Annotated in this window: 27 protein-coding genes, 1 pseudogene and 1 other annotated feature; all 28 genes and pseudogenes read right to left on the minus strand. The window is 49.4% G+C overall.

Annotated elements, in window-relative coordinates; translation table 11 throughout:
* Positions 1 to 453: an ACT domain-containing protein gene (locus AC1MEO_RS05445; protein ID WP_480334869.1), complete on the minus strand. Its 453-nt coding sequence runs from the start codon at positions 451 to 453 to the stop codon at positions 1 to 3.
* 16 nt (positions 454 to 469) lie between these two features.
* The gene (gene obgE / locus AC1MEO_RS05450) at positions 470 to 1,759 is read right to left on the minus strand and encodes a GTPase ObgE (RefSeq protein ID WP_480334870.1); all 1,290 of its coding nucleotides are present in this window, start codon (positions 1,757 to 1,759) and stop codon (positions 470 to 472) included.
* Position 1,760: 1 nt separating this feature from the next.
* A complete protein-coding gene (locus AC1MEO_RS05455; protein ID WP_480334872.1) occupies positions 1,761 to 2,276 on the minus strand; it encodes a Spo0B domain-containing protein in 516 nt (171 codons plus the stop codon).
* 146 nt (positions 2,277 to 2,422) lie between these two features.
* Complete coding sequence (gene rpmA, locus AC1MEO_RS05460; protein ID WP_240748317.1) at positions 2,423 to 2,713, minus strand: 50S ribosomal protein L27; 291 nt, start codon at positions 2,711 to 2,713, stop codon at positions 2,423 to 2,425.
* A gap of 13 nt (positions 2,714 to 2,726) precedes the next feature.
* On the minus strand, positions 2,727 to 3,056 hold the full coding sequence (locus AC1MEO_RS05465; protein WP_480334874.1) for a ribosomal-processing cysteine protease Prp: 330 nt from the start codon (positions 3,054 to 3,056) through the stop codon (positions 2,727 to 2,729).
* A gap of 2 nt (positions 3,057 to 3,058) precedes the next feature.
* Complete coding sequence (gene rplU / locus AC1MEO_RS05470) at positions 3,059 to 3,367, minus strand: 50S ribosomal protein L21 (RefSeq protein WP_223638192.1); 309 nt, start codon at positions 3,365 to 3,367, stop codon at positions 3,059 to 3,061.
* A gap of 14 nt (positions 3,368 to 3,381) precedes the next feature.
* Positions 3,382 to 3,463 (minus strand) — a sequence feature (ribosomal protein L21 leader region).
* Between the two features lie 769 nt (positions 3,464 to 4,232).
* Positions 4,233 to 4,601, minus strand: a pseudogene (locus AC1MEO_RS05475) (nuclease-related domain-containing protein); the annotation flags it as partial.
* A 59-nt stretch (positions 4,602 to 4,660) separates the two neighbouring features.
* On the minus strand, positions 4,661 to 5,461 hold the full coding sequence (gene minD / locus AC1MEO_RS05480) for a septum site-determining protein MinD (protein ID WP_480334876.1): 801 nt from the start codon (positions 5,459 to 5,461) through the stop codon (positions 4,661 to 4,663).
* A 1-nt stretch (position 5,462) separates the two neighbouring features.
* On the minus strand, positions 5,463 to 6,152 hold the full coding sequence (gene minC / locus AC1MEO_RS05485) for a septum site-determining protein MinC (RefSeq protein WP_480334878.1): 690 nt from the start codon (positions 6,150 to 6,152) through the stop codon (positions 5,463 to 5,465).
* Positions 6,152 to 6,682 (minus strand): rod shape-determining protein MreD, encoded by a 531-nt coding sequence (gene mreD, locus AC1MEO_RS05490; protein ID WP_480334880.1) that lies wholly within the window; start codon positions 6,680 to 6,682, stop codon positions 6,152 to 6,154. The genes minC and mreD overlap by 1 nt, the downstream gene beginning before the upstream one ends.
* Positions 6,679 to 7,563, minus strand: a complete 885-nt coding sequence (gene mreC, locus AC1MEO_RS05495) for a rod shape-determining protein MreC (RefSeq protein WP_480334882.1) — start codon at positions 7,561 to 7,563, stop codon at positions 6,679 to 6,681. The genes mreD and mreC overlap by 4 nt, the downstream gene beginning before the upstream one ends.
* Positions 7,564 to 7,576: 13 nt before the next feature.
* Positions 7,577 to 8,605, minus strand: a complete 1,029-nt coding sequence (locus AC1MEO_RS05500; RefSeq protein ID WP_480334884.1) for a rod shape-determining protein — start codon at positions 8,603 to 8,605, stop codon at positions 7,577 to 7,579.
* A 94-nt stretch (positions 8,606 to 8,699) separates the two neighbouring features.
* Positions 8,700 to 9,392 (minus strand): RadC family protein, encoded by a 693-nt coding sequence (radC, locus tag AC1MEO_RS05505; protein ID WP_480334886.1) that lies wholly within the window; start codon positions 9,390 to 9,392, stop codon positions 8,700 to 8,702.
* Positions 9,386 to 9,994 (minus strand): Maf family protein, encoded by a 609-nt coding sequence (locus AC1MEO_RS05510; RefSeq protein WP_480334888.1) that lies wholly within the window; start codon positions 9,992 to 9,994, stop codon positions 9,386 to 9,388. Before AC1MEO_RS05510 ends, radC begins: the two co-directional genes overlap by 7 nt.
* 500 nt (positions 9,995 to 10,494) lie before the next feature.
* Positions 10,495 to 11,250, minus strand: coding sequence for a prepilin peptidase (locus AC1MEO_RS05515; RefSeq protein ID WP_480334890.1), 756 nt, complete (start codon positions 11,248 to 11,250; stop codon positions 10,495 to 10,497).
* 745 nt (positions 11,251 to 11,995) lie between these two features.
* On the minus strand, positions 11,996 to 12,757 hold the full coding sequence (locus AC1MEO_RS05520; protein WP_480334892.1) for a pilus assembly protein PilO: 762 nt from the start codon (positions 12,755 to 12,757) through the stop codon (positions 11,996 to 11,998).
* Positions 12,754 to 13,527: a PilN domain-containing protein gene (locus AC1MEO_RS05525; RefSeq protein WP_480334893.1), complete on the minus strand. Its 774-nt coding sequence runs from the start codon at positions 13,525 to 13,527 to the stop codon at positions 12,754 to 12,756. The genes AC1MEO_RS05520 and AC1MEO_RS05525 overlap by 4 nt, the downstream gene beginning before the upstream one ends.
* 6 nt (positions 13,528 to 13,533) lie before the next feature.
* A complete protein-coding gene (gene pilM, locus AC1MEO_RS05530) occupies positions 13,534 to 14,472 on the minus strand; it encodes a type IV pilus biogenesis protein PilM (RefSeq protein ID WP_480334895.1) in 939 nt (312 codons plus the stop codon).
* A gap of 31 nt (positions 14,473 to 14,503) precedes the next feature.
* Entirely contained in the window at positions 14,504 to 14,956 is a 453-nt protein-coding gene (locus AC1MEO_RS05535; protein ID WP_480334896.1) for a prepilin-type N-terminal cleavage/methylation domain-containing protein, read from the minus strand.
* 132 nt (positions 14,957 to 15,088) lie between these two features.
* Positions 15,089 to 16,300, minus strand: coding sequence for a type II secretion system F family protein (locus AC1MEO_RS05540; RefSeq protein ID WP_480334897.1), 1,212 nt, complete (start codon positions 16,298 to 16,300; stop codon positions 15,089 to 15,091).
* A gap of 1 nt (position 16,301) precedes the next feature.
* The gene (locus AC1MEO_RS05545; protein ID WP_480334898.1) at positions 16,302 to 17,345 is read right to left on the minus strand and encodes a type IV pilus twitching motility protein PilT; all 1,044 of its coding nucleotides are present in this window, start codon (positions 17,343 to 17,345) and stop codon (positions 16,302 to 16,304) included.
* Between the two features lie 3 nt (positions 17,346 to 17,348).
* A complete protein-coding gene (locus AC1MEO_RS05550) occupies positions 17,349 to 19,007 on the minus strand; it encodes a GspE/PulE family protein (protein ID WP_480334899.1) in 1,659 nt (552 codons plus the stop codon).
* 22 nt (positions 19,008 to 19,029) lie between these two features.
* A complete protein-coding gene (locus AC1MEO_RS05555; RefSeq protein ID WP_480334900.1) occupies positions 19,030 to 20,571 on the minus strand; it encodes a hypothetical protein in 1,542 nt (513 codons plus the stop codon).
* Positions 20,561 to 20,971 carry a hypothetical protein gene (locus AC1MEO_RS05560; protein ID WP_480334902.1) on the minus strand — a complete coding sequence of 137 codons (411 nt, stop codon included), beginning with the start codon at positions 20,969 to 20,971 and terminating at the stop codon, positions 20,561 to 20,563. Before AC1MEO_RS05560 ends, AC1MEO_RS05555 begins: the two co-directional genes overlap by 11 nt.
* Positions 20,972 to 21,001: 30 nt before the next feature.
* Positions 21,002 to 22,378 (minus strand): hypothetical protein, encoded by a 1,377-nt coding sequence (locus tag AC1MEO_RS05565; protein ID WP_480334904.1) that lies wholly within the window; start codon positions 22,376 to 22,378, stop codon positions 21,002 to 21,004.
* Between the two features lie 17 nt (positions 22,379 to 22,395).
* On the minus strand, positions 22,396 to 22,872 hold the full coding sequence (locus AC1MEO_RS05570; RefSeq protein ID WP_480334906.1) for a hypothetical protein: 477 nt from the start codon (positions 22,870 to 22,872) through the stop codon (positions 22,396 to 22,398).
* Position 22,873: 1 nt separating this feature from the next.
* Positions 22,874 to 23,452, minus strand: coding sequence for a type IV pilus modification PilV family protein (locus AC1MEO_RS05575; protein ID WP_480334907.1), 579 nt, complete (start codon positions 23,450 to 23,452; stop codon positions 22,874 to 22,876).
* A 220-nt stretch (positions 23,453 to 23,672) separates the two neighbouring features.
* Positions 23,673 to 25,376 (minus strand): sensor domain-containing diguanylate cyclase, encoded by a 1,704-nt coding sequence (locus AC1MEO_RS05580; protein ID WP_480334909.1) that lies wholly within the window; start codon positions 25,374 to 25,376, stop codon positions 23,673 to 23,675.
* Between the last annotated feature and the right edge of the window lie 22 nt (positions 25,377 to 25,398).

Consider the following 25,398-nt stretch of genomic DNA (forward strand, 5'->3'; position numbering starts at 1 on the left):
TTAAGATGATCCACTTGATACCACGTCAGCCGACTCGACAAAATCGAGTTTTTTCAGCTGTTGTAGAAATACGTCCAATTCCCCGTCCATCGCCGTTACGTCCAGTGACAAGGTGACATTCGCCCGCCCCTGGATCGGAATGGTCTGGTGGATGGTCAAAATATTGCAGCCGTTATCAGCGACTGTCTGCAAAAGCGTCGCGAGCGTCCCTGAGCGGTCTTCCAATTGAAGGAAAACCGTCAGGATCCGTTCTTTGACAATCGAATGGAACGGAAATACAGCGTCCCGATATTTATAAAACGCAGAGCGCGAAAGACCTGTCTTGTTGACAGCTTCCATGATGGAAATGCGATCATTCTGCAACATTTTTTTCACTTCGAGCGTTTTTTGCATCGCTTCTGTCAAAACGTCTTCACGCACTAAATAATACCGTTGTTCCGAAATATCCTTCATTCAAGCTACCTCCGCATCAATCCATAAATTCGAATTCGAATTCAAGCAGGCGAACCGTGTCGCCATTTTCCGCTCCGCGTTCACGAAGAGCATCATCAATTCCCATGCCGCGCATCTGGCGGGCAAATCGGCGAATTGAATCTTCACGCGAAAAGTCGGTCATCTTGAACATGCGCTCAATCGCATAACCGGACAGGATAAAGGCGCCATCAGACTCACGCGTGATGTTGAAGCCATCTGCATCGGATTCGTGTTTGTAAAGAACCGTGCTTTCTGAATCTTCTTCGGTATCGTCGATCAACGGGAATTCCGGCGTCACTTCGATCACATCGGCAATCGCGAACAATAGATTGTTCAAGCCTTTGCGCGACAATGCAGAGATCGGGAAAATGCGGGCATCTTCCGGCAATTTTTCGCGGAATTTCGCTAGATTCTCTTCAGATTCCGGCATATCCATTTTGTTTGCCACGATCAATTGCGGACGTTCCGTCAAACGCATATTGTATTGCTGTAATTCTTCGTTGATGGTGACGTAATCGTCGTAAGGGTCGCGTCCTTCAAGACCGGACATATCGATGACGTGGACAATGACACGCGTCCGTTCGATATGGCGCAGGAATTGATGGCCAAGGCCGATTCCTTCATGGGCGCCTTCGATCAATCCTGGAAGATCGGCCATGACGAAGCTGCGCTGGTCTTCCGTTTCAACCATCCCGAGATTCGGAACGATGGTCGTGAAATGGTATTCAGCAATTTTTGGTTTAGCAGCGGAAACGACTGATAACAAAGTCGATTTCCCGACACTCGGGAATCCGACAAGTCCAGCATCCGCCAACACTTTCAATTCCAAAGTGACGTTGCGTTCAAAGCCCGGTTCGCCTTTTTCAGAAAGCTCTGGTGCCGGGTTTGCAGGCGTTGCGAAACGTGAGTTTCCTCGGCCTCCACGCCCGCCTTTTGCGATGATCGCTGTTTGGCCATGTTCGACCAAATCGGCAATGGTTTCGCCCGAATCGACATCTTTAACGACTGTGCCCGGTGGAACTTTGATGAACGTATCTTCAGCTTTGGCACCGTGTTTATTTGAACTCATGCCGTGTGTTCCGCGGTCTGCTTTAAAAATCCGTTTGTAACGGAAATCCATCAGCGTCCGCAATCCTTCTTCAACGATAAAGACGATATTTCCGCCTTTCCCGCCATCTCCGCCGGCAGGTCCGCCGTTCGGTACATATTTTTCGCGGCGGAATGCAACCATGCCATCCCCGCCGTCGCCACCTCTAACATAAACTTTTACGTGATCGACAAACATATTATCCCTCCATCTGTGCACGAACAGCTATCATTGTGCTGTCTTCGCTGCACTCTTTTCGTACTGTAAATTCCGGTGTTCCCAAAACATCCAAATCCAGCCAATTTCCTGGACACGTAATCTTCAATTCAAAAGATGCAGCACTGGATGTCAATAAAATCGTGCCATAAAATGCCTGATAAGGATCCAGGCGCTCTTTGGCGGATTCCACAAAACTCTCCAGAAAATGCTGAAAGTCTGCATCCAAATGCGCGGGTGCCTTCAATGCCGGGCACTCTACTCCAAAATTGAATCCAGGAAAGCGCCAATTCGCAGTCAACAGCCATTCCTCTGTCAGCGGCAGCCCGATATCGGCCAGCCGGCTGGCATGCATAGCCGCTTCGGCATGCGAACGAATAATCGCCTGTGCCTCCTGGAGACGGCCAAGGTCCAAATTCATTTTGATCAATTGCAATTCATTTAAAAAATCATGGCGCGCATGCCGAAGCGATTGTGCCACTGTCATTATCTTTTCCATAAGTCACGCCCCGGTTCAACTTCTTATTCCAGTATACCAAGAGTTTGCAGGAAATCCCTAAAATAATGCATACAGCCTGCCCCAGGGTCCGCGCTTATAAATTTCAAAAGAAAAAGGACTGCGAAAGCAGCCCTTTTCGTTTTGTATTAAGCTTCTTGTGCAACTGGATATACGCTAACTTTTTTCTTATCGCGTCCGTAACGTTCGAAACGTACGACTCCGTCGATTTTAGCAAAAAGTGTATCGTCTCCGCCGCGTCCAACGTTCTCGCCTGGATAAATTCTAGTCCCGCGTTGACGGTATAAAATCGAACCACCAGTAACTTCTTGGCCGTCTGCACGTTTTGCGCCAAGGCGTTTAGATTCAGAGTCACGTCCGTTTCTCGTTGAACCTACACCTTTTTTGGATGCAAAAAACTGAAGATCTAATCTTAACATTCTGTCCCACCTCCTAAGCTGTGAAGGTTATTTTAATATATTCTTCATAGTCTTTTTCAATCGTTTTCAATGAAACAATCATTGCGCGTACCAGCAGTTGAACCTGCTCGTCCGTCTTGTCATTCAGGTTCTTCGGAAAACTGACTTTTAAAAAGCCGCTGTTTGCCTGCTGAATATCAGGTTCGATTCCCGTCAGCTCCATGATGGCGTTCACCGCTCCAAATGAGACAGCGGACGCTCCAGCACATACGAGGTCTTGCCCGTGTTCAGCATAATCCGCATGGCCTGACATTTCAAAAGACGAAATGCGTTTTGACGTTCCTTTTACAGTTACTCGTATCATTCTTACAGGTTGATCGCATCGACAGTCAATTTTGTATATGGCTGACGGTGACCTTGTTTTTTGTGATAGTTCTTTTTAGCTTTGTATGTGAATACTGTGATTTTTTTCTGTTTGCCGTTTTTTACAACTTTAGCCGTAACAGTAGCTCCTTCAACAAAAGGAACACCCACTTTAGTATTTTCTCCACCTACAAATAGAACTTTGTCAAATGTGATAACATCCCCAGCTTCTCCGTTCAATTTCTCAACGTAGATCTCTTGGCCTGCTTCAACTTTGATTTGTTTCCCACCAGTTTCAATAATCGCGTACATATCCTTGCACCTCCTCTTAGATTAAGACTCGCCTATTCAGGTGACCCGCCGGAGCGAATTCTTAAAGCAACCTGATTCGAGCGGTTGCAGCACGGTACGCTACAAACATAACATTAGAATAATACCACGGGAGAACCTGCGGCGTCAATAGAAAATGTCATGTTTCGGGAAATCGGTTGTTGGCGGTTTGCGGATCGGTTGTGAGGTGCGGTTATTGCCTCGCGAGGTGCGGTCTTGGCTGTTTGAGGTGCGGTTATCGCCTCACGAGGTGCGGTCTTGCCCATTTGAGGTGCGGTCAGCGATAAACGCGGCCGAAATACTCGCGCAGCAGCTGCCGGTCCTCCACAATCCGGCGATTTCCACGCACATCGCCCCGCTGAGCCGTCTTTTCCAGCAGCCGGTACAGGATGTATTTGTTTTTCACGCCAAGCAACCGGTAAGCAAGCCTCGTATCGAGTTCGGCGCCGAACAGCACCGCATATTCCTGAAGCGCGACTTCATGCGCATCCCGCGACGCAAATCCGCAGACGCCGCAGCTCCATTTGCGCCCCTGCCAATCGAGCGAACGCGTGCGGCATGTCGGACAAGTCACGCCGAGGCGCAATGAATCGAAGGTGATGTTGTGGCGCTGGAGCCAGTGGCGGCTGGAATTGCGCACCGGCAATCCCGCCAATTTGGAAGCAAACGCCGAGGCATCAAAAAGCCCTGACCCCTGCGCGAGCTTTTCAAGATGGAACGGCAAGTAGTCGAGCGACACGACCGGATACTGCTTGGGCGCTTCCACCACTTTCCCCGACCGGCTCGCGAGTACGATCACACCATGAACCGGAACGCCCAAAAATCCGCTGACTGCCCGCACTGCACGGTGCAGCTGCGCTTCTGGATTGCGCATCCCTTCCCTGCGGCCGTCAACCACACGGTGAAACTGGAAGTTGTCGGAGTCGAAATAAAACTCTCCGATCATGTTCTTCACTTCCAATACGCAGACAACTTCCGCATGAACCAACAGCAGATCGATTTGTGCCGTCCCGTCTTTATATGGAATATGCACATCATGCAAAAATGCTACGTCCCCCGGCAGATCCAATTCCCTTTTCAATAAAGCAGCCGTGCGCTGTTCGCCGCTCGCACCCGCCAGTGAATTCTTTAATTCCGATAAAACGGCCGACTTTGCTTCATGCAATGCCGGCAAGCGTTCCGCTGAAATCATTTGTGCCAATAAAAAATCGTTCATGCCACACCTCCCCAAAGTTTTAAAAAAGCCCCCGCTTAGACAGCGGAGGCTAAAAAATCTTATTTCGTGAAAACTGCTTTGATTTTGGTGAACAGGCTTGGCGGTGCTTTTTCCATGCTCATGAGTGGTACCGATTCGCCGAGCAGGCGGCGCGCAATATTGCGGTAGCCCATTGCAGCGGTGTTGGACGGATCCATGACGATCGGTTCGCCTTTGTTCGAGCTCGAGATGACGCGTTCGTCGTCTGCAATGATGCCCAACAGGTCGATCGACAGGTGAGTCGTGATTTCATTGACATCCAGCGCTTCTCCCGCTTTCATCAAATGAGGGCGGATGCGGTTGATGATCAGACGCGGTGCATCAATATTTTCTTCCAGCTCAAGCAAACCGATGATGCGGTCAGCGTCGCGGACAGCTGAAATTTCAGGTGTCGTCACGACGATTGCATGGTCTGCACCGGCAACCGCATTTTTATAGCCCTGCTCGATTCCGGCGGGGCAGTCGATGATGACGAAATCATAGTCTTTCTTCAGTTCCGCCACCAATTCTTTCATCTGTTCCGGATTGACGTCGTTTTTGTCGGCCGTTTGCGCAGCCGGCAAAAGATACAGCATGTCTTCAAAACGCTTGTCTTTGACAAGTGCCTGATGCACTTTGCAGCGGCCTTCCAGCACGTCGATCAAATCGTAGATGATGCGATTCTCTAAACCCAAAATGACGTCGAGGTTGCGCAATCCGATGTCGGTGTCGATCAGGCATACTTTTTTCCCTTGAAGAGCCAATGCAGTGCCGAGGTTGGCGGTTGTCGTCGTTTTACCGACGCCTCCCTTGCCTGATGTAATTACGATAGCTTCTCCCACACTAGCTTCCTCCTTTAAACGTTGAAATTTGCGGACGGATAAACCGCAATTCCTGCAAACGGTCGATGATGATGGTGCCGTTTGTATGTAGATAAGCACATTCCATTTCCGGTTGTTCCGAAAGGCTGGACAATTCATCCGTCATGGTTTCGAGTTCGTCGTCGATCTTCAGTTGCGTCGCTTCCAGCCACGAGGCTGCGATGACTGCATCGCGGTTGCCTTTTGTACCGGCATGCGCCGCACCCTTAAGCCGGCCCAGCACATAAACGCTGCCGCCTGCTTCCACACGGCCGTTCGGATTGACATCGCCAATAACGACCAAATCGCCTTCAGCTTTTATGACTTGACCTGAGCGCACGATGCCGACATACGTTTCGGACTGGCGTTCGAGGATCATTTGATCGCTCGCTTCGACTGTCAGGATGTCACTGGTCGTCGCAACCACCTTCAGATGCGGGTTGGTTTGCACCGCTTCGCTCAATTCCTGGATCTGGCTGTCGGTGCAATAGCGTTTATTCAGATGCACCGTCACTTCGGTATCACTGTCAAGCGCAGGATCCGACACCTTCGCCTTCACCTCGGCCAATAGATCCGTGTAGGCACATTGGTCATCGAGATACAGCACAAGCCCTTTATTTTTCCCTTTAATAGTAACGAGATTCTTCAAAAAATGCGTCACCTGCGCTTTCATTAATATAACCCTATCTTAGTGTCACGCTCCGATAACTGCGTAACGATCACCGACTTGAACATCCAGCCGAGCATCACCAGGAATATGGAATTGGCGACCATCGTCGGCCAAAGCCGCGTCGATAAAAATGTGCCGAGCGGCATTCCTGTCAATGAAATCAGCAGGAAAAACTGATAAAGCACAAATTCGAATATCGCCAATAAAGCAAGTGTCAGCAGTGTCGCCGTCAACAGGTTCCGTGGAATCCGTTTAAAGATGAATGCTGCCGCCAAACAAATGGCTGGATACAGAAAAGAATATAATCCAATAATATCAATGTAAAAGACATCATACAAGAGCCCGAAAAATAATCCATAGAACATGGCGTGCTTCAGGTCATAATAAAGCGTCAGGAAAATCAGGAACATAATGAGGAAACGCGGCACCACATAATTCAGTTCCCCGCCGATATTAAGCGGTGAAAAAAGGCCAAAAACCGGTTCCATGAAAAACAGGACGAGACAGATCAACGGAATGAGGAAACGGATCATGATTCATCGTCTCCTGTCACGCCATTGTCTTCACCGTCCACTTCCGGCATTACACGATCTGCGATGATGACATGATCCAATAAGGAAAAGTCAGCCGCCGGTTTGACATAAGCAAGCTTTGTCAGACCAAATTCATCGATGGTGATTTCAGTGATGGTGCCGATCAAAATGCCTTTCGGAAAAATACCGCCAAGTCCACTGGAGATGACCTGGTCGCCTTCCTTCAGCTCGATATTCGCGTCAATCCGTTTCAGCAACAGCTCACGGCGTTCGGCATCATAGCCTTCGATCAGGCCGTAGACCTCTTTCGCACCCCCAACGACCATCGCGGATACGCGGTAGTTCGGGTTGAGCGTGGAAATCAGTTCCACAGTGGATGTGGTCGGCGTCGTCAACACGACTTTGCCGATTAGGCCACTGGCAGTCATGACCGCCATGTTCTCCGCCACTCCTTGGTTGGAGCCGCGGTTCAAAATGATTTTTTCTTCCCATTGATCCGGATTCCGTGCAATGACGGTCGCCTGGATCGGGTTGAACTCCCGCAAGTCTTCTTCTTTTCCTACTATCAGTCTCAGTTCTTCGTTTTCAGAACGTAAATCCTTGACTTCAGCCTGCACGCCCGCAAATTCTTCTAAGCGCGTTTTCAGATGCTGGTTTTCTTCAAATGTATTCAATAACGAATCGACATTATCAAAAATTCCAGTGACAAAATGAGCAGGGCGTGAAAATGCCGACTGCCCGGCTCCAACAGCATCTTTTATGATTTGTTCCGGCAGCGACACATTGGCGCGGTCCCGGAGCGAAAAAGAAATCAGTGCAACGAGCAGGATGACACCCAACAGCAGCAAAATCAGCCGCTTGTTCGTTAAAAGCTGTGGCATTTTGCCATCCTCCTTATTTAATTGATAACTGGCGACGGAATTGGTCCATATTCTCCAAAGCCTTGCCTGTGCCAAGTGCGACACAATCCAGTGGATTTTCGGCAATAAACACCGGCATGGACGTTTCAGCTGAAATGACGCGGTCGAGGTTTTTCAATAAAGCCCCTCCACCTGTCAAGACGATGCCGTTTTCCATGACATCCGCGCTCAACTCAGGTGGCGTCTTTTCCAGCGTCGCTTTGACGCCTGCGACAATGGCATCGACCGATTCACGCAAGGCGGACGCAAGTTCTCCGGAAGTGACCTGCAAGGTTTTCGGGAATCCAGTCAACAAGTCGCGCCCGCGGACTTCCATGGAAACGTCCTTTTCAGCGTCTTCCATGATACGGGCAGATCCCACGCCCACTTTCAGCGCTTCAGCTGTCCGTTCGCCAATCAGGACATTATAGGTTTTGCGGATATACTGGATGATTTCCGTATCCAGTGCATCACCGGCTACACGGATCGATTCGCTTGAAACGATGCCGCCCAGTGAAATCACTGCTACTTCCGTTGTTCCGCCACCAATATCGACGACCATACTGCCCATAGGTTCCCAAACCGGCAGATTTGCTCCGATTGCCGCAGCGAAAGGCTCTTCGATCGTGAACGCTTCACGTGCGCCGGCTCCCCGGGCAGCGTCCAGAACGGCACGTTGTTCAACAGATGTGATGCCGTAAGGGACACAAATCATGACGTTGCCGCTTTTCCATTTGCTTCCAGCCGCTTTGAACGCTTCAACCAAATAATGGCGAATCATCGTCAAGGTCGTATCGTAATCGGCAATGACGCCGTCACGCATCGGACGGATTGCGACGATTGACGCAGCCGTCCGGCCCATCATGTTCTTGGCCTGGCTGCCGACTGCGACGATTTCGCCGGTCTTTTTATTTTTAACGACAACGGAAGGCTCACGAAGAACGATTCCTTTGCCTTTAATATACACCAAGGTATTTGCAGTACCTAAATCAATTCCGACATCTTTCAGACCAAATCCAAGCACAGGTTTTCTTCCTTTCTGTAACAAGCCGGTATTTCGGCAATTGCGTTGACACAATACCACTCATTATAGACGAAAAGGAAAAAAATAAACAGTGCTACATGAACCCCTTTTCTTTCAGGGAAATGAATTGGTGGTCGCCGATGATGACGTGGTCGAGCAGCTCGATGCCGATGATGCTGCCCGCTTCAACGAGCCGCTTGGTGACATCGATGTCTTCGGGTGACGGCGCTGGATTGCCGGAAGGATGGTTATGGGCACAGACGATTGAAGCAGAAGAGCGCCGCACAGCTTCACGGAAAATCTCACGGGGATGGACGATGGAGGCGTTCAGGCTGCCGACGAAAATGGTCTGCCGGTGCATCACCTGATTTTTGATATTGAGGAACAGCACGACAAAATGCTCTTGCTTGAGGGAAGTCATATCGGCCATTAAATAAGAAGCCGCATCTTTCGGGGAACGGATGGTGAATTTCGTATCGGTCTGCTTCGAGGACAACCGGCGGCCGAGCTCGACAGCCGCAAGCAGCTGAACAGCTTTTGCCTGGCCAATGCCATTGATCGCCACCATCTCTTCGATGGTGGCATTCTTCAATTCCTGGATCTGTTCGAAATGGGTCAGCACACGATTCGCGAGATGCAGCACCGACTCTTGCTTGCTGCCGGTGCGCAGCAGGATGGCGATCAGCTCCTGATTGGACAAAGCCGCCGCGCCCTGGTTGATCAGGCGTTCACGGGGCCGGTCGGAAATATGGACATCACGGATCATCAACGGCGCTTCGTTCAGCATCGGACACCGCTCCTTTGCAATGAAATAAATCCTGCAGCTACCAGTTTTTGCGTTAAAGCCGCAACCGGCAAGCCGACCACCGCGTTGTAATCGCCCTGAATTTCTTTGACGAACAAGCCCGATACCGTCTGAATGCCATAAGCGCCTGCTTTGTCGTACGGATCTTCCGTAGCGACATAAGCATCGATCCACGCTTCCGGCAAATCGTAGAAACTGACCTTGACCGTTTCATAGAATGACAGCTCACTGCTTCCCTGCATGACCGTCACGGCGGTGATCACTTGGTGCGTGCGGCCCGATAGTTTCTGCAGATAGCCTTTCGCTTGTTCTTTATTTTTCGGCTTCAGCAAAATCTCCCCGTCCAAAACGACGATGGTATCAGAGCCGATGACGACAGCCTCCTTTTGCCCTGTTGCCACTTCCTGGGCTTTTTGCGCGGCGCATGCCAGCACATAGCCGAGTGCCGTTTCGAAACCTTCCGGATCGGGCTCATCTTTGACGCTCGGGATGACCTGGAAGTCGACACCCAGCATGCCAAGCAGTTCCTGGCGGCGCGGCGACTGTGAAGCTAAAATGATGGGCAGATCGGTTTTGAATTTCATAGTTGGTATCTCTCCTTTTTCAAGAAGCATACCATTTGGAGAAACACAGAAACAAATGGCAATAAATGAAATTTGCCAGGATAGCGGGATCGAAAAATGAGATTTGGAGGGTTAGATCTCTGCAAAGCGCTGCGCAGAGCGGTTTGCCATTCTAATTTACGATAATTTGGGTTGATATTCCATAAACTAACTCTACTTTCGGGCCCGCAGGATGCGGGTCATGCAGATGGCGCGACAGGACGTCGCGGTGCCAGCTGCCAAGGGCTCCCACCCAATCCTTCTCGTCCGCTGCGGTGTATCGGTCGAATCGCTAAGCCGCAGGAGTCTTCGCTATTTTGCTCTATATCTATCAGAGTTCTCCAGCGCCGGCGCGTCCACGGACTAAGCGAAACAAGTAGACAGGTGTTCTTCCTGGCTTCTTGCGGGGAGCTATGTCCAAAGCGGCGGAAGCGGTTTACAGAAGCTAGATGCTGGCAACAAAAAAAGATGAAGCCTCAGCTTCACCCCAGAAAATTCATATACCATGCGAGCATGCCGTCTCCCCAGAAATAAACGATGACGGCGGCCGCTGCGATCGACGGACCGAATGGAATCGGCGTCTTACGCCCTTTCTTCGTAACGCGCAATTGGATGATGCCGACGATGGCGCCGATGAACGACGCGAAGAACAAGGTCATCAAGGTGCCGGCCGTGCCGAGCACGAGCCCGATGACGAAGAACAGTTTAATGTCGCCCCCGCCCATGCCGCCTTTGGAAACAACGGCGATCAGGAACAATAAGGAAAATCCGACCACAGCGCCGAGCAGGCTGTCCCACCACGGATCGAGCGGAATCGCGATCCGCAAGCCGAGCAGCACCACCGCAAACGGCAGGAGCACTTTGTCCGGTATCAGCATATAGGCGATGTCCGACACGGTGATGATGACCAATAGCGAAACGAACAGGATGGCGACGATCAGCTCCGGCGTAAAGCCAAACACCAAATACGATCCCACGAATAAAATCGCCGTGACAGCTTCCATCAAGGGATAGACCCAGTGGATTTTCGAGCCGCATGTCCGGCATTGGCCTTTCAGGAACAAGTAGGAGAACACCGGCACCAGGTCGAGCGCAGTCAAGCGGCGCTGGCAGCTGGTGCAATGCGATGGCGGATACGCGATGGATTCTTTTTTCGGGACGCGCAAGCCGACCACGTTAAAGAACGAGCCGAAGACCAGTCCGAACAGCGAGAAGAACACAGAATAAGTCAGTACCATAAGAACCCTCTTTGCTATAGTTTTTTTGGTTGAAGAAATCGCTGCAGGCGGACGCTTTCAAAGAGATGGACCAAAGGGAGTTTGGTCCATCTCTTTGCGACGAAGCTAGCGTAGCGATGCAGGAGCAGTGTTCCACCAATTTGCCTGCTTAGAAAACAGTCGCCACCTTTCGCTCTTTCTTCTATTTTTCATGAAGTTATAAAAACAAATACTTACTCGTTTTTAGTGAAAGAAAATTCTTGAGCTGATCCAACAAGTATTCTAGCGCCACCGCGTCCAATACCGACACAATGCTGGAGAAACAGGACTGAATAGATGCTTTTCAAGAGACGGGCCAAAGGCAGTTTGGCCCATCTCTTCGCGACGCAGGAGCATACGGTTTTAGCCATCTTCTGTTCTTTTTTATGTAGTGAGAAAAATTACTTCTTAGGTGATAGTCGAAAACTCTACTATATGTTCAAGTTAATCGGATATCTCAGCATTAATGCGTCCAACCACGACATAGTACCGAAGAAAAAGGACTGAATGGATGCTTTTCGCAGGCGAAAAGCGGAGGACAGAGCCTTTGTTTGCGGAATACGGGTTTTATTTGCGGAATCATCCGGTTTGTTTGCGGAATGCTCGAGTTTGTTTGCGCGAAACCCTCGTTTGTTTGCGGAATACGAGGGTTTGTTTGCAGTACGGTGTCTGGCCCCCTCCCACCTCTAGCAAAAAGAGAGAAATCACTGTGATTTCTCTCTTTCTTCTATTCCTCGTCTGAAGCGGCTGCGTTTTCTTCCACATTGACTTCGACGTCTACATCGACAGCTGCATCTTCTTCGGTGTCATCCTCTTCGGCTAGCGCTGTCCCGTCGTTTTGCGGCAACGGATTGATCTTGCCGGCTGGGGCCGGAGCGTCGATCTTCGGCAAGGTGTCTGCCAGTGCGATCAGGTCCGGGCGGAAATAGGCCGAGAAGGTCAAGTTGACGTCAAGCGGTTCGCCCACTTGGTCGGCTGAAGTGATTTCTTCGTTGGAACCGAAATCGACGGCTTCGACGATCATGATGCGTTCCATCGCTTCGACTTCTTTGATGAACGTGGTGATCGCCCCGTAGTCGTTCGCTTTGATGGTGACGGTCGTCAAGACTTCCTGCAGGTTTTCAAGCCCTTCAACCGGCACCGGCAATGAAACCAGGCCTTCGGTGATGCCGATATTGTCGATCAAGGTGCCAGAAATCAATTCGGCCTGTTCGATCTGCAGGACGATTTGTTCGGTCAAGGATTCGACGGACACTTTCTGTTGCAGCTCGCTGGTGCTGATCCGTTCGCCTTCCGGCAATTCTTTCAGCTGCGTCTGCAGCGCAATCAAAACGTCGCGTTCAGATGTCAAGGTCTGTTCAGCCTGAAGCCGCGCTTCTTTGGCCGGTGCGTACAGGGTGAAGTAGGAATACGCTGCGAGCGCCAACAGGAAGACGATGGATAAAACAATCAAACCTTTTTCTTTTTGGCTTTTCGATAAACTGCTCATTGGCCATCCCCTCCTGTTTCTGCTGGAGCGGTTTCAGCCGGTTCAACTGTTTCGGCGGGTGCTTCCGTTTCGGTGTTGACTTCAACATCGACCTCCACGTCTTCCGCTGGTTCTTCTACAACTTCTTCTGCCGGTTCTTCGGCAACAGCTTCGCCTTCCACCGGAACAGCGGTATCGTCTGTTGGAATGCGCTCATCGACAAAGATGATGGTGTAGCTCGCGATGTAGCGGGGCATTTCCTGGATGATTGCTTCTTCCACAACAACGCCTTCTTCAGTTTCAGCGGTGTCGATTTCATTTTGCGCCACACTGTCCAAGGTCGCGGACTCGATCAGTTCGGACGCTTTCAGCTGCGCCAAATAATAAGCGGCTTCGCGTGCGGTATCAAACTGGACCGATAAGATTGCCTGGTCCAGGCCGGTATAGGAAAAGCTTTCAAAAAATCCGCGTTCCGGCAGGATGGCTACCAAGTCTTTCAATAAAGGAACGGTATCAAATTGATAACCCTCCGCCCAGTCGACCGTGGCTTTCAATTGCTGCTCTTCGTTCATGCCTTGTTCCGCTTCCAACTGGCTGCGGATGGCCGCTTGTTCGGTGGCAACCTGCACGGATTGCGCAGCGAGGACCGCCTGTTCCCGTTCGTGGGAGCCCGCCAGAAACGCCAAGACCGCCCAAACGATGACGGCTACTAATAAAATTGAAATCGCCGCAATCAGAAAAGCGGGACGATCCCGTTCTTTTTGCGGCAATAGGTTAATATCAACTAACATGAACGTTTACACCTCTTTCAGCGCGAGACCGATGGCCCGGTTAAAGCGTCTTGGAACATCTTTTTCGTCGCCGCACGGAATGACGTCGATGACGAGCGGCAGTACAGGAATTTGAAAACGCGTTTCCAGGCTTTCCTGGAAGGAATGCCAGTCATAAAACTCTCCGTTGCAGATGATTTTCGTGATGCCGATTTCACCGCTGTTCATATTATAGCGGTAGAAGTTCGCCAGTTTTTCGGCTTCGACTTCAATCGTCTCCATGACAGCTGTACGGTCTGCCGCGTCCGGATCTTCGACTTCCAGATCGACTGGCCGCATGAACATCGGGAAATGTTCATGGAATATCGACACGGTCATCTTTTTCGACTGTAGATCGATGAGCATGATGTGCTCGTCTTCCCCGAAATCATGCTGCAGATAACCCAAGCGGTAAAGGGCAAGCGGCGTGATGTCGGCTACAACGGCTTTCATTTTCACCTGGTCAAACACGTCCTCATAGGACTGCATGACCGATTCTTTGGAAGCGATGATGATTGCTTCCGGCTCTTCTTCTTCCGGATGGTACGGCACCACATCAAAGACGGGATCTTCAAAGGGCAGGTACAGCGTCGAACCGATTTCAATGAAGAAATGGCCTTTCAGTTCATCGGCTTCGACATCGTCGGGGTAAGGTACTTTGCGGATGATAACGAATTCGTCAGGGGCGAGGAAGCGGACTGACTTCTTAGAGAGACCCCACTGATTGACAGCCTTATCGAGTACCGAGGCCAGCGCTTCCGCGTCGACGATCTTCCCCTCTTCGATGATGCCTGCAGGAAGAAGAAGCTCTTCCGCGCAATTCAGCTCGATCGGCAGGGAGGATTTCAAGTCGACATGACGGATCGCGTCTTCTTCTATTGTAATGGTGACGACGCGTGCTTTTCTCGATAAAAACGATAAGGCCATTTTTTCAGCTCCTATAAGTTCTTTGAAATACTTAGTCAGTAGTAATTAGGGCTTTGATTCCAGCAGGGTCTAACGCTGACAACTGCGCATTAGTCATGTCTGAAAATGTATAAATAGTTCCATCAACATTAACAGTGGCATCAATCTGGTTGCCGGCTTCAAGTTTTGTTACGGTAGCAGATGTAACATCACCGGGATCATCAATAAATTCTGCCATCGATGTAGCTGGTGTTGTTGCTGCAGCTGCTCCTATAGTGGCAGTCGCGGTATTAGCAGCTCCTGTTTCAGTAAAATATAAATTAGCAGAAGATAAAACCATTTGCACATCAGCTCTTACCGCATTTTGTCGACTGTTATCAATAATATTCCCAATCGCTGGAATAGCAATCGCTGCAATAATCGCAATGATAACGATAACTGCCAAAAGCTCGATCAATGTCATACCTTTTTCGTTGTTCAGTTTCTTTTGCAAGTATTTTCTCATTTTTATTCCTCCTATTTTTTTACTATTAAATCATGCTTTGAGTACACCTCAATTATAACAATAGTACCAATTATAGCAATAGCCTTTTCTTGTTTTATTGCAAAATACTTTAAACAGAATCAACAAATATACCTACAAATTGTCTACATTCTGGAACATTTCAAACATCGGCATCATAATAGCTAAGACTATAGTCCCGACTAAGGCGGCGAGGAATACGATCATGAGCGGCTCAATCAATGCTTTCAAGCGATCGGTCTCAGCGTCCACTTCTTTTTCGTAGAACTCCGCTACTTTGCTGAGCATGTGGTCGAGTGAACCGGTCTGTTCGCCGATGGAGATCATGTGCGGAATGAGCGGCGGGAACGCCCAGTGTTTGCGCATAGGTTCGGTCAAGGAACCGCCGCGCTCGAGTGAATCACGTGACGCCAAGATGACTTTCGACATGACGGCGTTGCCGACGACTTTCTCGGTCATCGTCAAACATTGCAGGATTGGTACGGAACTGGAGAACAGTGAACTCAAGGTCCGGGTCAAACGAGCCAACGCCGACTTCTGCAGGATCTTGCCGAAAATCGGAATTTTCAGGAGCAGGGTGTCGAGGATCATATTGCCTCTCGGATCCTTGCGCATCAGCCAGATGACTGCGGCGATTCCGAATCCGCCCAGCAGAAGCAGGTACCAATAGCCCATAACAAAGTCGGATGCGCCCATGACGATCTGTGTGATCATCGGCAGCTCTCCGCCAAAGCCTTCGAACATATCGGCGAACATCGGCACAATCGAAGACAACAGGAATATGACGACGACGATCGCCAGGATGCCGACGACGACCGGGTAGGACATGGCGGAGACGACTTTTTGTTTCGTTTGGTAGGCTTTATCGTAATGGGTTGCCAAACTTTCCAAGGAGTCGTCGATATTTCCGGACATTTCGCCCGCTTTGACCAAGTTAATCGTAAGCGGTTCAAAGATCTTCGGGTATTTCGCCAATGAGTCGGACAAGGAATTTCCTTTTCGCAGTTCTTCGGCGATTTCCGACAGGGCTTTTCGCAGCGCTTTGGATTCGACTTGCTGGGACAGGATGTGGATGGAATCGACGATGGTCACGCCTGCGCGCATTAAAGTCGAAAACTGGCGCAGGAACATGATGAACTGATCGCGTTTGACCGGATTGCCGAATGTGATATCTTTTTGCAAAGTGGTTGCCGGCATTTCGCGGATTTCGATGACGCGAATGCCTTCATCACGGAGTTTCGCGACAGCTTCTTTTCGGCTGTTGGCGACAGCGATGCCGGTGCGGATTTTTTTGCGGTCGCGGCCTTCGTATTTGTAACGGGCCACGTTATTCCGCTCCCTTCAAGTATGGCTGGGCGATTTCCCGTGTAATCTTGCCTTTTTTCAACAGCTCCTGCACAGACGTTTCCATCATATGCATGCCGGCGGCCCGGTTGGTCAGGATGACGTTCGGAATCTGGTGGACTTTTTCCGAGCGGATCAAGTTGGCGATGGCCGGATTGGAAATCATGATTTCCGTTGCGGCGACGCGTCCTTTGCCGTCTGCTGTCGGCAACAGGCGCTGGGAAATGACCGCCTTGACGATGCCGCCGAGCTGGGTCCGAATCTGTGCATGCTGCTCGTGCGGGAAGACGTCGATGATCCGTTCGATGGTCGAAGCCGCGCTCGACGTATGCAGCGTGCCCAAGACCAAGTGGCCGGTTTCAGCGGCAGTGATGGCGGTGGTGATCGTTTCCAGATCCCGCATCTCACCTACTAGAATAACGTCTGGATCTTGGCGGAGTGCTGCGCGCAAACCGTTGGCAAATGAATTGGTATCAAAGCCGACTTCACGCTGGTCGATGACCGACGTGCCGTGCCGGTGCATGTACTCAATCGGGTCTTCCAAGGTGATGATGTGTTTGGTCATGTGTTCATTCATATAGCGGATCATGGCGGCAAGCGTTGTCGACTTACCGGAACCCGTGGGACCGGTCACGAGAATCAAGCCTTGATGGGTATCGGCCAATTTTTTTAAGGTATCCGGCATCTGCAGGTCGTCGATTGTCGGAATGCGGGACGGAATGGTCCGGAATGCATGCGAAATCGAGCCGCGCTGGTGGAACGAGTTGACGCGGTAACGCGCCACGCCGGCGATGGAGTAGGAATAATCCATCTCGCCTTTTTCCAGGAATGTGTCCCATAGGGATTCCGGCATCAAGGCTTTGGCGATGGCCATAGTGTCGTCCGGCATCAGTTTTTTGTCGCCAAACTGGATCAAGGTGCCATTCATCCGGAAAACTGGAGGAATGCCGGTGGTCATATGGATATCGGAAACATTCCGCTCTTTGGCTTCAGTCAATATATGGTCAATGAAAGTTGTAGTAGGCATAAGTTAATCTGCAATGGCAACGCGAAGTATTTCTTCCGTCGTTGTCATGCCCTCCTTTACTTTTAATAATCCATCGTCGATGAGGAAGATGGTTTTATTTCGGATGGCGATTTCACGGATTTCCGCAGCGCTGCCGCCACGGTTGATGACGTCTTTGATGGCTTCGTCCACCACCAGCACTTCGTGGATCGCCATGCGGCCTTTATAGCCGCTCATATTGCATTGCGTGCAGCCTGTGCCGCGTGCGATGGTGTCAATTTCGATGCCGCGCTTGGCGAATATCTCTTTTTCACGGATCGTCGCCGGCTGGATTTCCCGGCAGTCGCGGCAAACACGGCGAATCAAACGCTGTGCCACAACGGCATTCAGGGAAGCTGTTACGAGAAAAGGCTCAATGCCCATATCCATCAGGCGGGTGATCGATGCGATTGAATCGTTGGTGTGGATGGTGCTCAACACCAAATGCCCAGTCAAAGAAGCGCGTATGGAAATGTCGGCCGTTTCCTTGTCGCGGATTTCTCCGACCATGACGATGTCCGGATCCTGGCGCAGGATCGACCGCAGCCCCGCCGCAAAAGTCAGTCCGACATTGGCGTTCACCTGGATCTGGTTGATGCCTTCCAGTTGGTACTCCACCGGGTCTTCGACGGTGATGATATTGACTTCTTCGGAATTCAGTTTGTTCAGCGCCGCATACAGCGTCGACGATTTCCCGGATCCCGTAGGACCGGAAATGAGGATGATGCCGTTCGGCTTATCGATTTCACGCATAAAGCGTTCCATATTCAACTCATTAAAGCCGAGTTTGGCGATATCGGTGAGGTTTTGGCTCAAGTCCAAAATCCGCATAACGATTTTTTCACCAAAAACAGTCGGCAAGGACGATACGCGCAAATCAATGGCGCGGAAATCGACGGTGGTCTTGATCCGTCCATCCTGTGGAATGCGGTTTTCGGTGATGTCCAGGTTCGCCAGGATTTTAATCCGTGCGGTGATCATCCCTTGCATGGTCTTCGGCAAGATCCGCTCGGTGCGAAGGGTACCGTCAATCCGGTAACGCACCAGGATGCGGTTTTCCTGCGGGTCAAAATGGACGTCGCTGGCTTTTTGCGAAACGGCGTTCGACAGGATCTGGTTGACCAGCCGGACAATCGGCGCATCCAGGTCGTTCAATTCGTTTTGCTGCTCTTCCGCCATCTGCGGCAATTCTTCCAGCAGCTCGTCATACGATTCTTCATCATAGTATTTCGCAATGGTCTTGATGATGTCTTCTTTTGAAGCGATCGTCGGTTCGATCTGGAAGCCGGTCGTCAGCCGCAGATCATCAATGGTGATGAAATCCGTCGGGTCGTTCATGGCAATAAACAATCGGTCGCCTTCGGTCTTCAGCGGCACCAGCAGCTTGCGCTTGGCGAATTCCTTCGGCACCACATTGAACAGCATCGGATCGAACGGATAGCGGAACAGCGAGACATGCGGAATGCCCAGCTGCACTTCCAAAGTTTCGATCAATTGCTGCTCGGTGATGATGCCGCGCTGGAGCAAGGCGTCACCCAACTTTTGATCATTTTGTTTGCCCTGCAGCGTTTCCTGCAAATCCGCTTCCGTCAACAATCCCTGTTCGACTAATATATCGCCTAACCTTCTTCTGACAATCGCCAATCTGATCTCTCCTTCCTTACACTTACTCGGTAACTAAATTGCCGCCTTTATCATAGACAGGTTTTTCAGGTTTTTCATCCTTATCGTCTGCATCTTGCGCCGGGTCAGTTGTTGATGGAACTGAAGGGTTGGCCGTAGCGCCATCGTGGACACCATCGCCATTTTCATCGGTAAAGCCCGGTTGGCCGGTTGTCGGTGTGGCCGTTTCGCTGTCATGGACACCATCGCCATCAGCATCCACAAATCCGGGTTGGCCGGATGTCGGAGCTGTCGTTGGGCCATCATGGACACCATCACCGTCCGTATCAACAAAGCCAGGTTGGCCCGCAGTCGGTGTTGTAATTGTGCCGTCATGGATGCCGTCTCCATTGGCATCGATAAAGCCGGGTTCACCGGCGACCGGCACGGCAACTTCCGCGGCTGCAGGCTGCGTCAGTGGATAGACTTCCACACGGTGGACTGGCGGATAAAAATCATTTGATACCGTCTCGACTTCCAAGGGTTCGCCATCTTCCAAAATCGTCCGGATGACATTCAGGCGTTTTCCGGACAATCCGGTTTCTTCGACTTGGTTGCCGCTGGTCACAAACGCACTATATTGCTTGATCAAGCGCGGCTGGATATCGGTTTCTTCCGTAATGCCGATAGAATAGCTATAAACAAACGGGAAGCCGCTGAGGGATGCGTTCAAGGCATCACCGGATTTCGATAGATTCAACGTGAACGAACTGCTATTCGGATTGGTGAAGACAAAATCGATTGCAAGCTGGCGGTTGATTGCCGCTTCCTGCCCAAGCGGAATGGAAGCCGGCACCTGTGAACCGATGCTGCGTTCGTCCACCAGGAAATTGGTCTGCAGCAATGCGCCGTAGATGGCTGAAGCGATTTGCGTCAGCTCCTCGTCGCTGCTATCTGTCAGCGGGAGCTCCGCAATAAATTCAAGAAATGAAAACTGGGTGTCTGGAGCCAATTGGATGCCATCCAAAGCATCGATGACTGCCGAACTGCTGATGCTTGAAATAGAGGTTGGAAACACGACATCCGCCACTTTTTCACGCGCTAAGCTGAGGCTGTCGTCGCTGATGGCCACCTGCGTTTTTGTCTGCCCTGACTCGAGTGCCGTTTCCAGCTTTCCATTGATGGTTTCAACGTCCGCTTCCGAAAAATCGGCGACCGGAAAATGCTCTGCCAAAAATGACCGGGTCGTATCGGTGGATAGCCCGAAAACAAAACTGTTCTGTGAACCGGTTTCTGCAGTACGCATAGTTTCATCTAATAGGATTTCTGCATTTTCAAGCGGGTAGGCTGCCGTTGCATCCTGGTAAGTAACATAGAGTTCAGCATCTGCGCGCCATGTTTCTGACTGGCCGGCAAACATCATTTTCGCCGCTTCCACTTCCGTATTGGAAACATCGGTCGTGCCGATATAGGTATTGTCGCCAAATTCTTCTGTCGGAAACAGCCAATTGTCCACTGCGTAAGCGCCTGCATTGGTGGCTCCGAATACTAAAACCGCTATGCCGAAGACGGCCGCAAAGGTCATTCCAAATAATTTATTGTCCACGGGTAATCTCCTCTCGATCGGCGTCAATTGACTGCATGCCGAACGGCTTCGGCTTTTGGGATGGTTCTGCAGCTACGGGCGTTTCTTCTGTTGTTGCCAAATAAGTTTTTGTTTTTTGCTGCTTCAGCTCGCGGCGTTCTTCCACCAGGCGCTGTTTTTCGTTCTGCTCCTTCTCAACCAGCTTCATGAAGATGAACACTGCCAGAAACGACACACCCAGCAAAGCCAAAGCCACCATATACCAAGCATATGTCCCTTGCATCAAAATCGCGATCGCCGCTGCGGCAAGTCCGCCTCCGGCAATGGTCATCCGTTTGGCGAGCGGCACCTGTTTTAAATTAAGAAAAGTAAGCGGCAAAACCACTGCCGCGAGAATGATGAAAATCAGTATGCGTATCATGTAGATCCTCCTATTGGTCGGGCTGTATTATCAGTATTCCACTTCGAAATCAAATCCGGGGTCTATATTGTTAGCAGTGGGAGACCCGTTGACGGAAACATTGCAGAGGCTAAGGAAATCAGTATAGTTTGTGATTTTCTTGACATGTTGCTTTGTCTGGAAATGGGTTTCATTGCTGGATGTATGATAAATCAGCCAGCTTCCTTCATTGACAGTAATTTTATTTCCGAATTTATTGATATCATCTTCAAGAATCCTGTCAGCATCCAGACAAAATTTCGAATTGGTCTTTAAGGTGATGTTATTGTCTACTTTCAGTTCCGCTTGCCTGGCACCATCATCAAATCCCAAAACAACAATCGTGGAATTTTCGATGTTTTGGGAGTTGTTGCTGACATTCAACTCTTTCAGCACAGATATGGCATTCGACATATTGTTAAGGTTTTGTACGGTTAATTGGCCACTTATGTAGATTTTCACGTTTTCCAGACCAATCATGTTTTTGGTGACGGTTTCTTCGTCGCCATAGACACTGACGCTGACGCCTTCAAAATCATTTGCATTGCAGTTGGAAGTTTCGGCATTATTAATATTACCGCTCGGGTCGCAGACATTCTTCAAATAATCATTTGTATAAACCATAAAATCCTGTGGCGACAGATTATGAGGAGATCCTTTAATATCAGCCAAAAGGTCAGCAAGTTTTTTGTTGTCCCCTAAAGTACATTCATACAAAGGATTAATGCCTGTATTATAGTCTTTTTCACTTAAAAACTGAGTACAGGATCTCAGCGGTGGATCCTTATAGACATCACCATAGATGAGCCGCGTCGATTTTGTCAGAAAAGATTCTGGAACTGCCACATGAAAAATCACTGACAACTCACTATCCATATTTGCTTGTCCCTGTTCAGAAGAGCCTTTAAGCTTAATCACAATTTTGATACTCTTTTCATCTGCCGCAATCTCTGACTCGGCTGATTCGACCGTATAGGTCATTCTCCCATCGACAGAAGCGTTACGTTCGTAATACTCATTGCCGTCGCTCAAATCAGCAACTTTTTTTAGGATTAGTGCTTTGTATTCCTCAATTTTCTCAGCATTTAGTGCTTGGATCATACTTTCAAAATTACTGGGATCAAGTAGCTTCAAACTATCAAGTTCTATATTGATTTCCTTTTGTATTTCCAAAAGCTCAAGTTCTAGTTCTTTCTCAAAACTGGCCGTGTAATAAAGAACACCCATTTCAGCAGCGGCAACCGATTGATTGGACGTATCCACTGTCCGTTCCTGCGTCGCATGATTCAGCGACCCCTTCAAAAAGGCGGCTGAAAATCCAAGGAACAAAACAATGACCAACAAAATAGCGAGCAACGCATAACCGTTCTCGTTCTCCAGTTTTTTCACTCTGGCACCCCCCTGCTTTATCGATTGGTTAGGATTCTCGTCAATTTGGTCTCCACTTCTGCAGACAGTTTTTCTTCCCGATCTGTCACTTTCAGCACCAGCTTGACATGGCTTTTTTTCGGTTCAAACCGTTTTGTGCCATCCAAAAGCGTAAAATCGACGCCATTGACCGAGCCTTTATGCTGGTAGCTTTGTTGCGTTACGCTCATAAACCCATCGCAGCTTTCAACATCCAATTCATCCGAGTCACAGGAATTGATCTCCAATTGGCCATTTGTGGCCCTTAAATAATAATGGTCGCTGCGCCTGTGCTCATTGACCAATTTGGTGACGATCAAATTTGCTTCTTGCTGAAGCAGTGTTTTGTTGGTTTCAACCGAGTTATGTTTCATTCCGATATTGAGGGCTGTCCAGCCGATCCCACCTATAATGGAAACAAGCAGCAAAACTGCAAGTACTTCGACCAAGCTGGTTCCTTTTTCAGTACTTGTCATATCAGCCACCCGAACTTTCATCCGCAGACTGCAGATCGGCATCGGAATGAATATAGGAAAAGGTTTCGCTGCTCAACAACTGATTGTCAAAGACTTTCAGATGGACCCTGAACAGCTTATTTTTATCCTCTATTTCGCAAGGGATTTCACCGGAGTCGGACAAATCAATTTTCTTGAAAGGTTCACAGCTGAGATAAACATCTGCCTCATATCGGAATGTATCGTTTTTTTCAAAGCGAAGGTATGCCGCATCTGAAGAAATATGCTGGAAATCACGGACCTGCATTGCATTTATCAAGCTGGCCGTATTCAGCGTAAGCGGATCATCTGATCCTGTTGTCAGTATATTGCTCCAGTTGTACTGCACATCAAAGCGAACTATGCCATCCAATTTTTTATTGCCAGGTATGATGAGCTCCGCCATCTCCTGCCTGGCCAAATTCATGGTATCTAACTTGGTTTCAGTCTTGGCATTAAATAAGGTCATTTGAGGGAAAATGGTCATGATGCCGAGGAACAGAATGCTCAATATGACCACTGCTGCCAGAACTTCGACTAGGGACAATCCTTTATCATTCATAATTCATCGGCCTCCCCTCAAACGTACATAAATATATACCTAATTATTCCTATTAAAAGAATCTATTTATCCAATTTCAACTTAGATTCATTATTACATTGTTTCTGTCTCATTGCACAGTGTTTTCTCATGAACATCAAAGTTTTTTGCTAAAAAAAGATTAGCTTTCTTTCCAAAATAGGAAAAAAGACTACAGTCTGGCATTAGCCATTCTGTAGTCTTATTTCACATAAGCCGCAACCTTATTCCGCCCAGCCTGTTTCGCGCCAATATACAACGCACGGTCCGCATTCCGGATCAATGCCATCCCTTCATCGCTGTCATCGGGCGCAGTGGATACGCCGATGCTCAAGGTGATGTGGATAACTTGCTGCCCACGGTCCTCCCCGAGGTCGCTTTCAATGAGGAAGTCATGTTTTTCAATGCGTCTGCGCAGATTTTCTGCGAGCAGCATGGCCAGGTCTTTGCTGTAATCTGCGAGCAGCACGACAAATTCTTCACCGCCATAGCGGGCGATGGTTCCTTCGTTGCCGATTTCTTCCCTGAGGATGTCCGCGAGCTGAACAAGGATGTCGTTGCCGCTTTGATGTCCATAGCGATCGTTGATGCTCTTGAAATGATCGATGTCCATCATGACAAGCGACAATTGCTCCAGATTGCCTTTTTCCATTTCCTTGATGCAGCTTTCCAGACTTTCGTCCAAATAGCGGTAATTGTACAATTTGGTCAGTCCGCAACGTTCGCTTTTCGCGATGACTTTTTGCATATAGCCTGCTTTTTCAAGCGATACGGCAAAATAGGTGCTGAGGATCTCTAAAATCTGCAGCTGGTGTTTGGCGAAAGCATATTTCTTCTTTGAAGCCAATACCAGCACGCCTTCTGTTTTATTGTTGCGGGCGATTGGGGTGGCCATCAGGCTTTGTGTGTCTTCTGGTAGATTGCCGGTGATCAGCTCCTGCCACTGGCTTTTCTCATCATAGATATAAGAGTTGTTGGTGATGATGACTTTTCCTGCAATTCCTTTATTGTATGGAATCGGTGCGATTACACGGGGCTGCAATTTATTATTCTCATAGATGCGCAGTATCTGCTGCTGGCCATCCCGGTAATCGATGACGTAAGCGTATTCAACTTTGAACATTTTAGCGACCTGTACCACAAATTGGTCGAGCACTTCACTTGTTTCCAGGCGATCGGCAAGTTGATGGCCAATGACTCCAGCCTTTTTCAAGTCAATATTCACCTGTTCTGAGCTGGTAAACTTCTTCATGACCGTGGCCATGATGAAAAAGGGAACGCCCAGTAAAATGAGGGCTGGAATCCCGATATACGATTCGAAAATATACAAGGCAACCGCAAACGGAAAGATCACCAGCATCAATGCAAAATCCCATATGGCATCGATGGAAAAGAATTTGCCGCGATTGCCGGTCGTATAATCATAGAGCTGATAGATGATCTGATTGGTTAAAACCGACACCACCTGAAAAATCAGGCCATAGACGATAACATGCGACAGCTCCAGAGAACCGATCTCGCCGCCAGCCGCCAGATACGTCAGGCCGGCCACGAGTGAGACTGCAAAAAACATCAGCGAGTTGAAAGGAAACCGCAGCGACTGTTCCTCATTGGTGCGGATTCGGTACAAGACGATTAGCATAGATACTTGCGAAACCAGTATTTCGATAAGGAGGCCATATTTCAAAAATAGCGCCACTGTCACCCATTGCACCAGGAACGTCGAGGCGCCATTGATGTTCATGGGCATCAGGCTCATCAACACAAAAAACAGGACAAACGCCCCTAAATTCAGAGGGTCAGCCACAGATGGCGGAAAAAAATTATAAACCAGTACAAGGCCAACCGGAACAATCAATGCCCATAAGCACCAAAGGATTTTTTTGCGCGTAAAAGAACTCCCCACACCATCTCCCCTTTCGTAAATA

Source organism: Planococcus sp. BI3 (assembly GCF_056680115.1).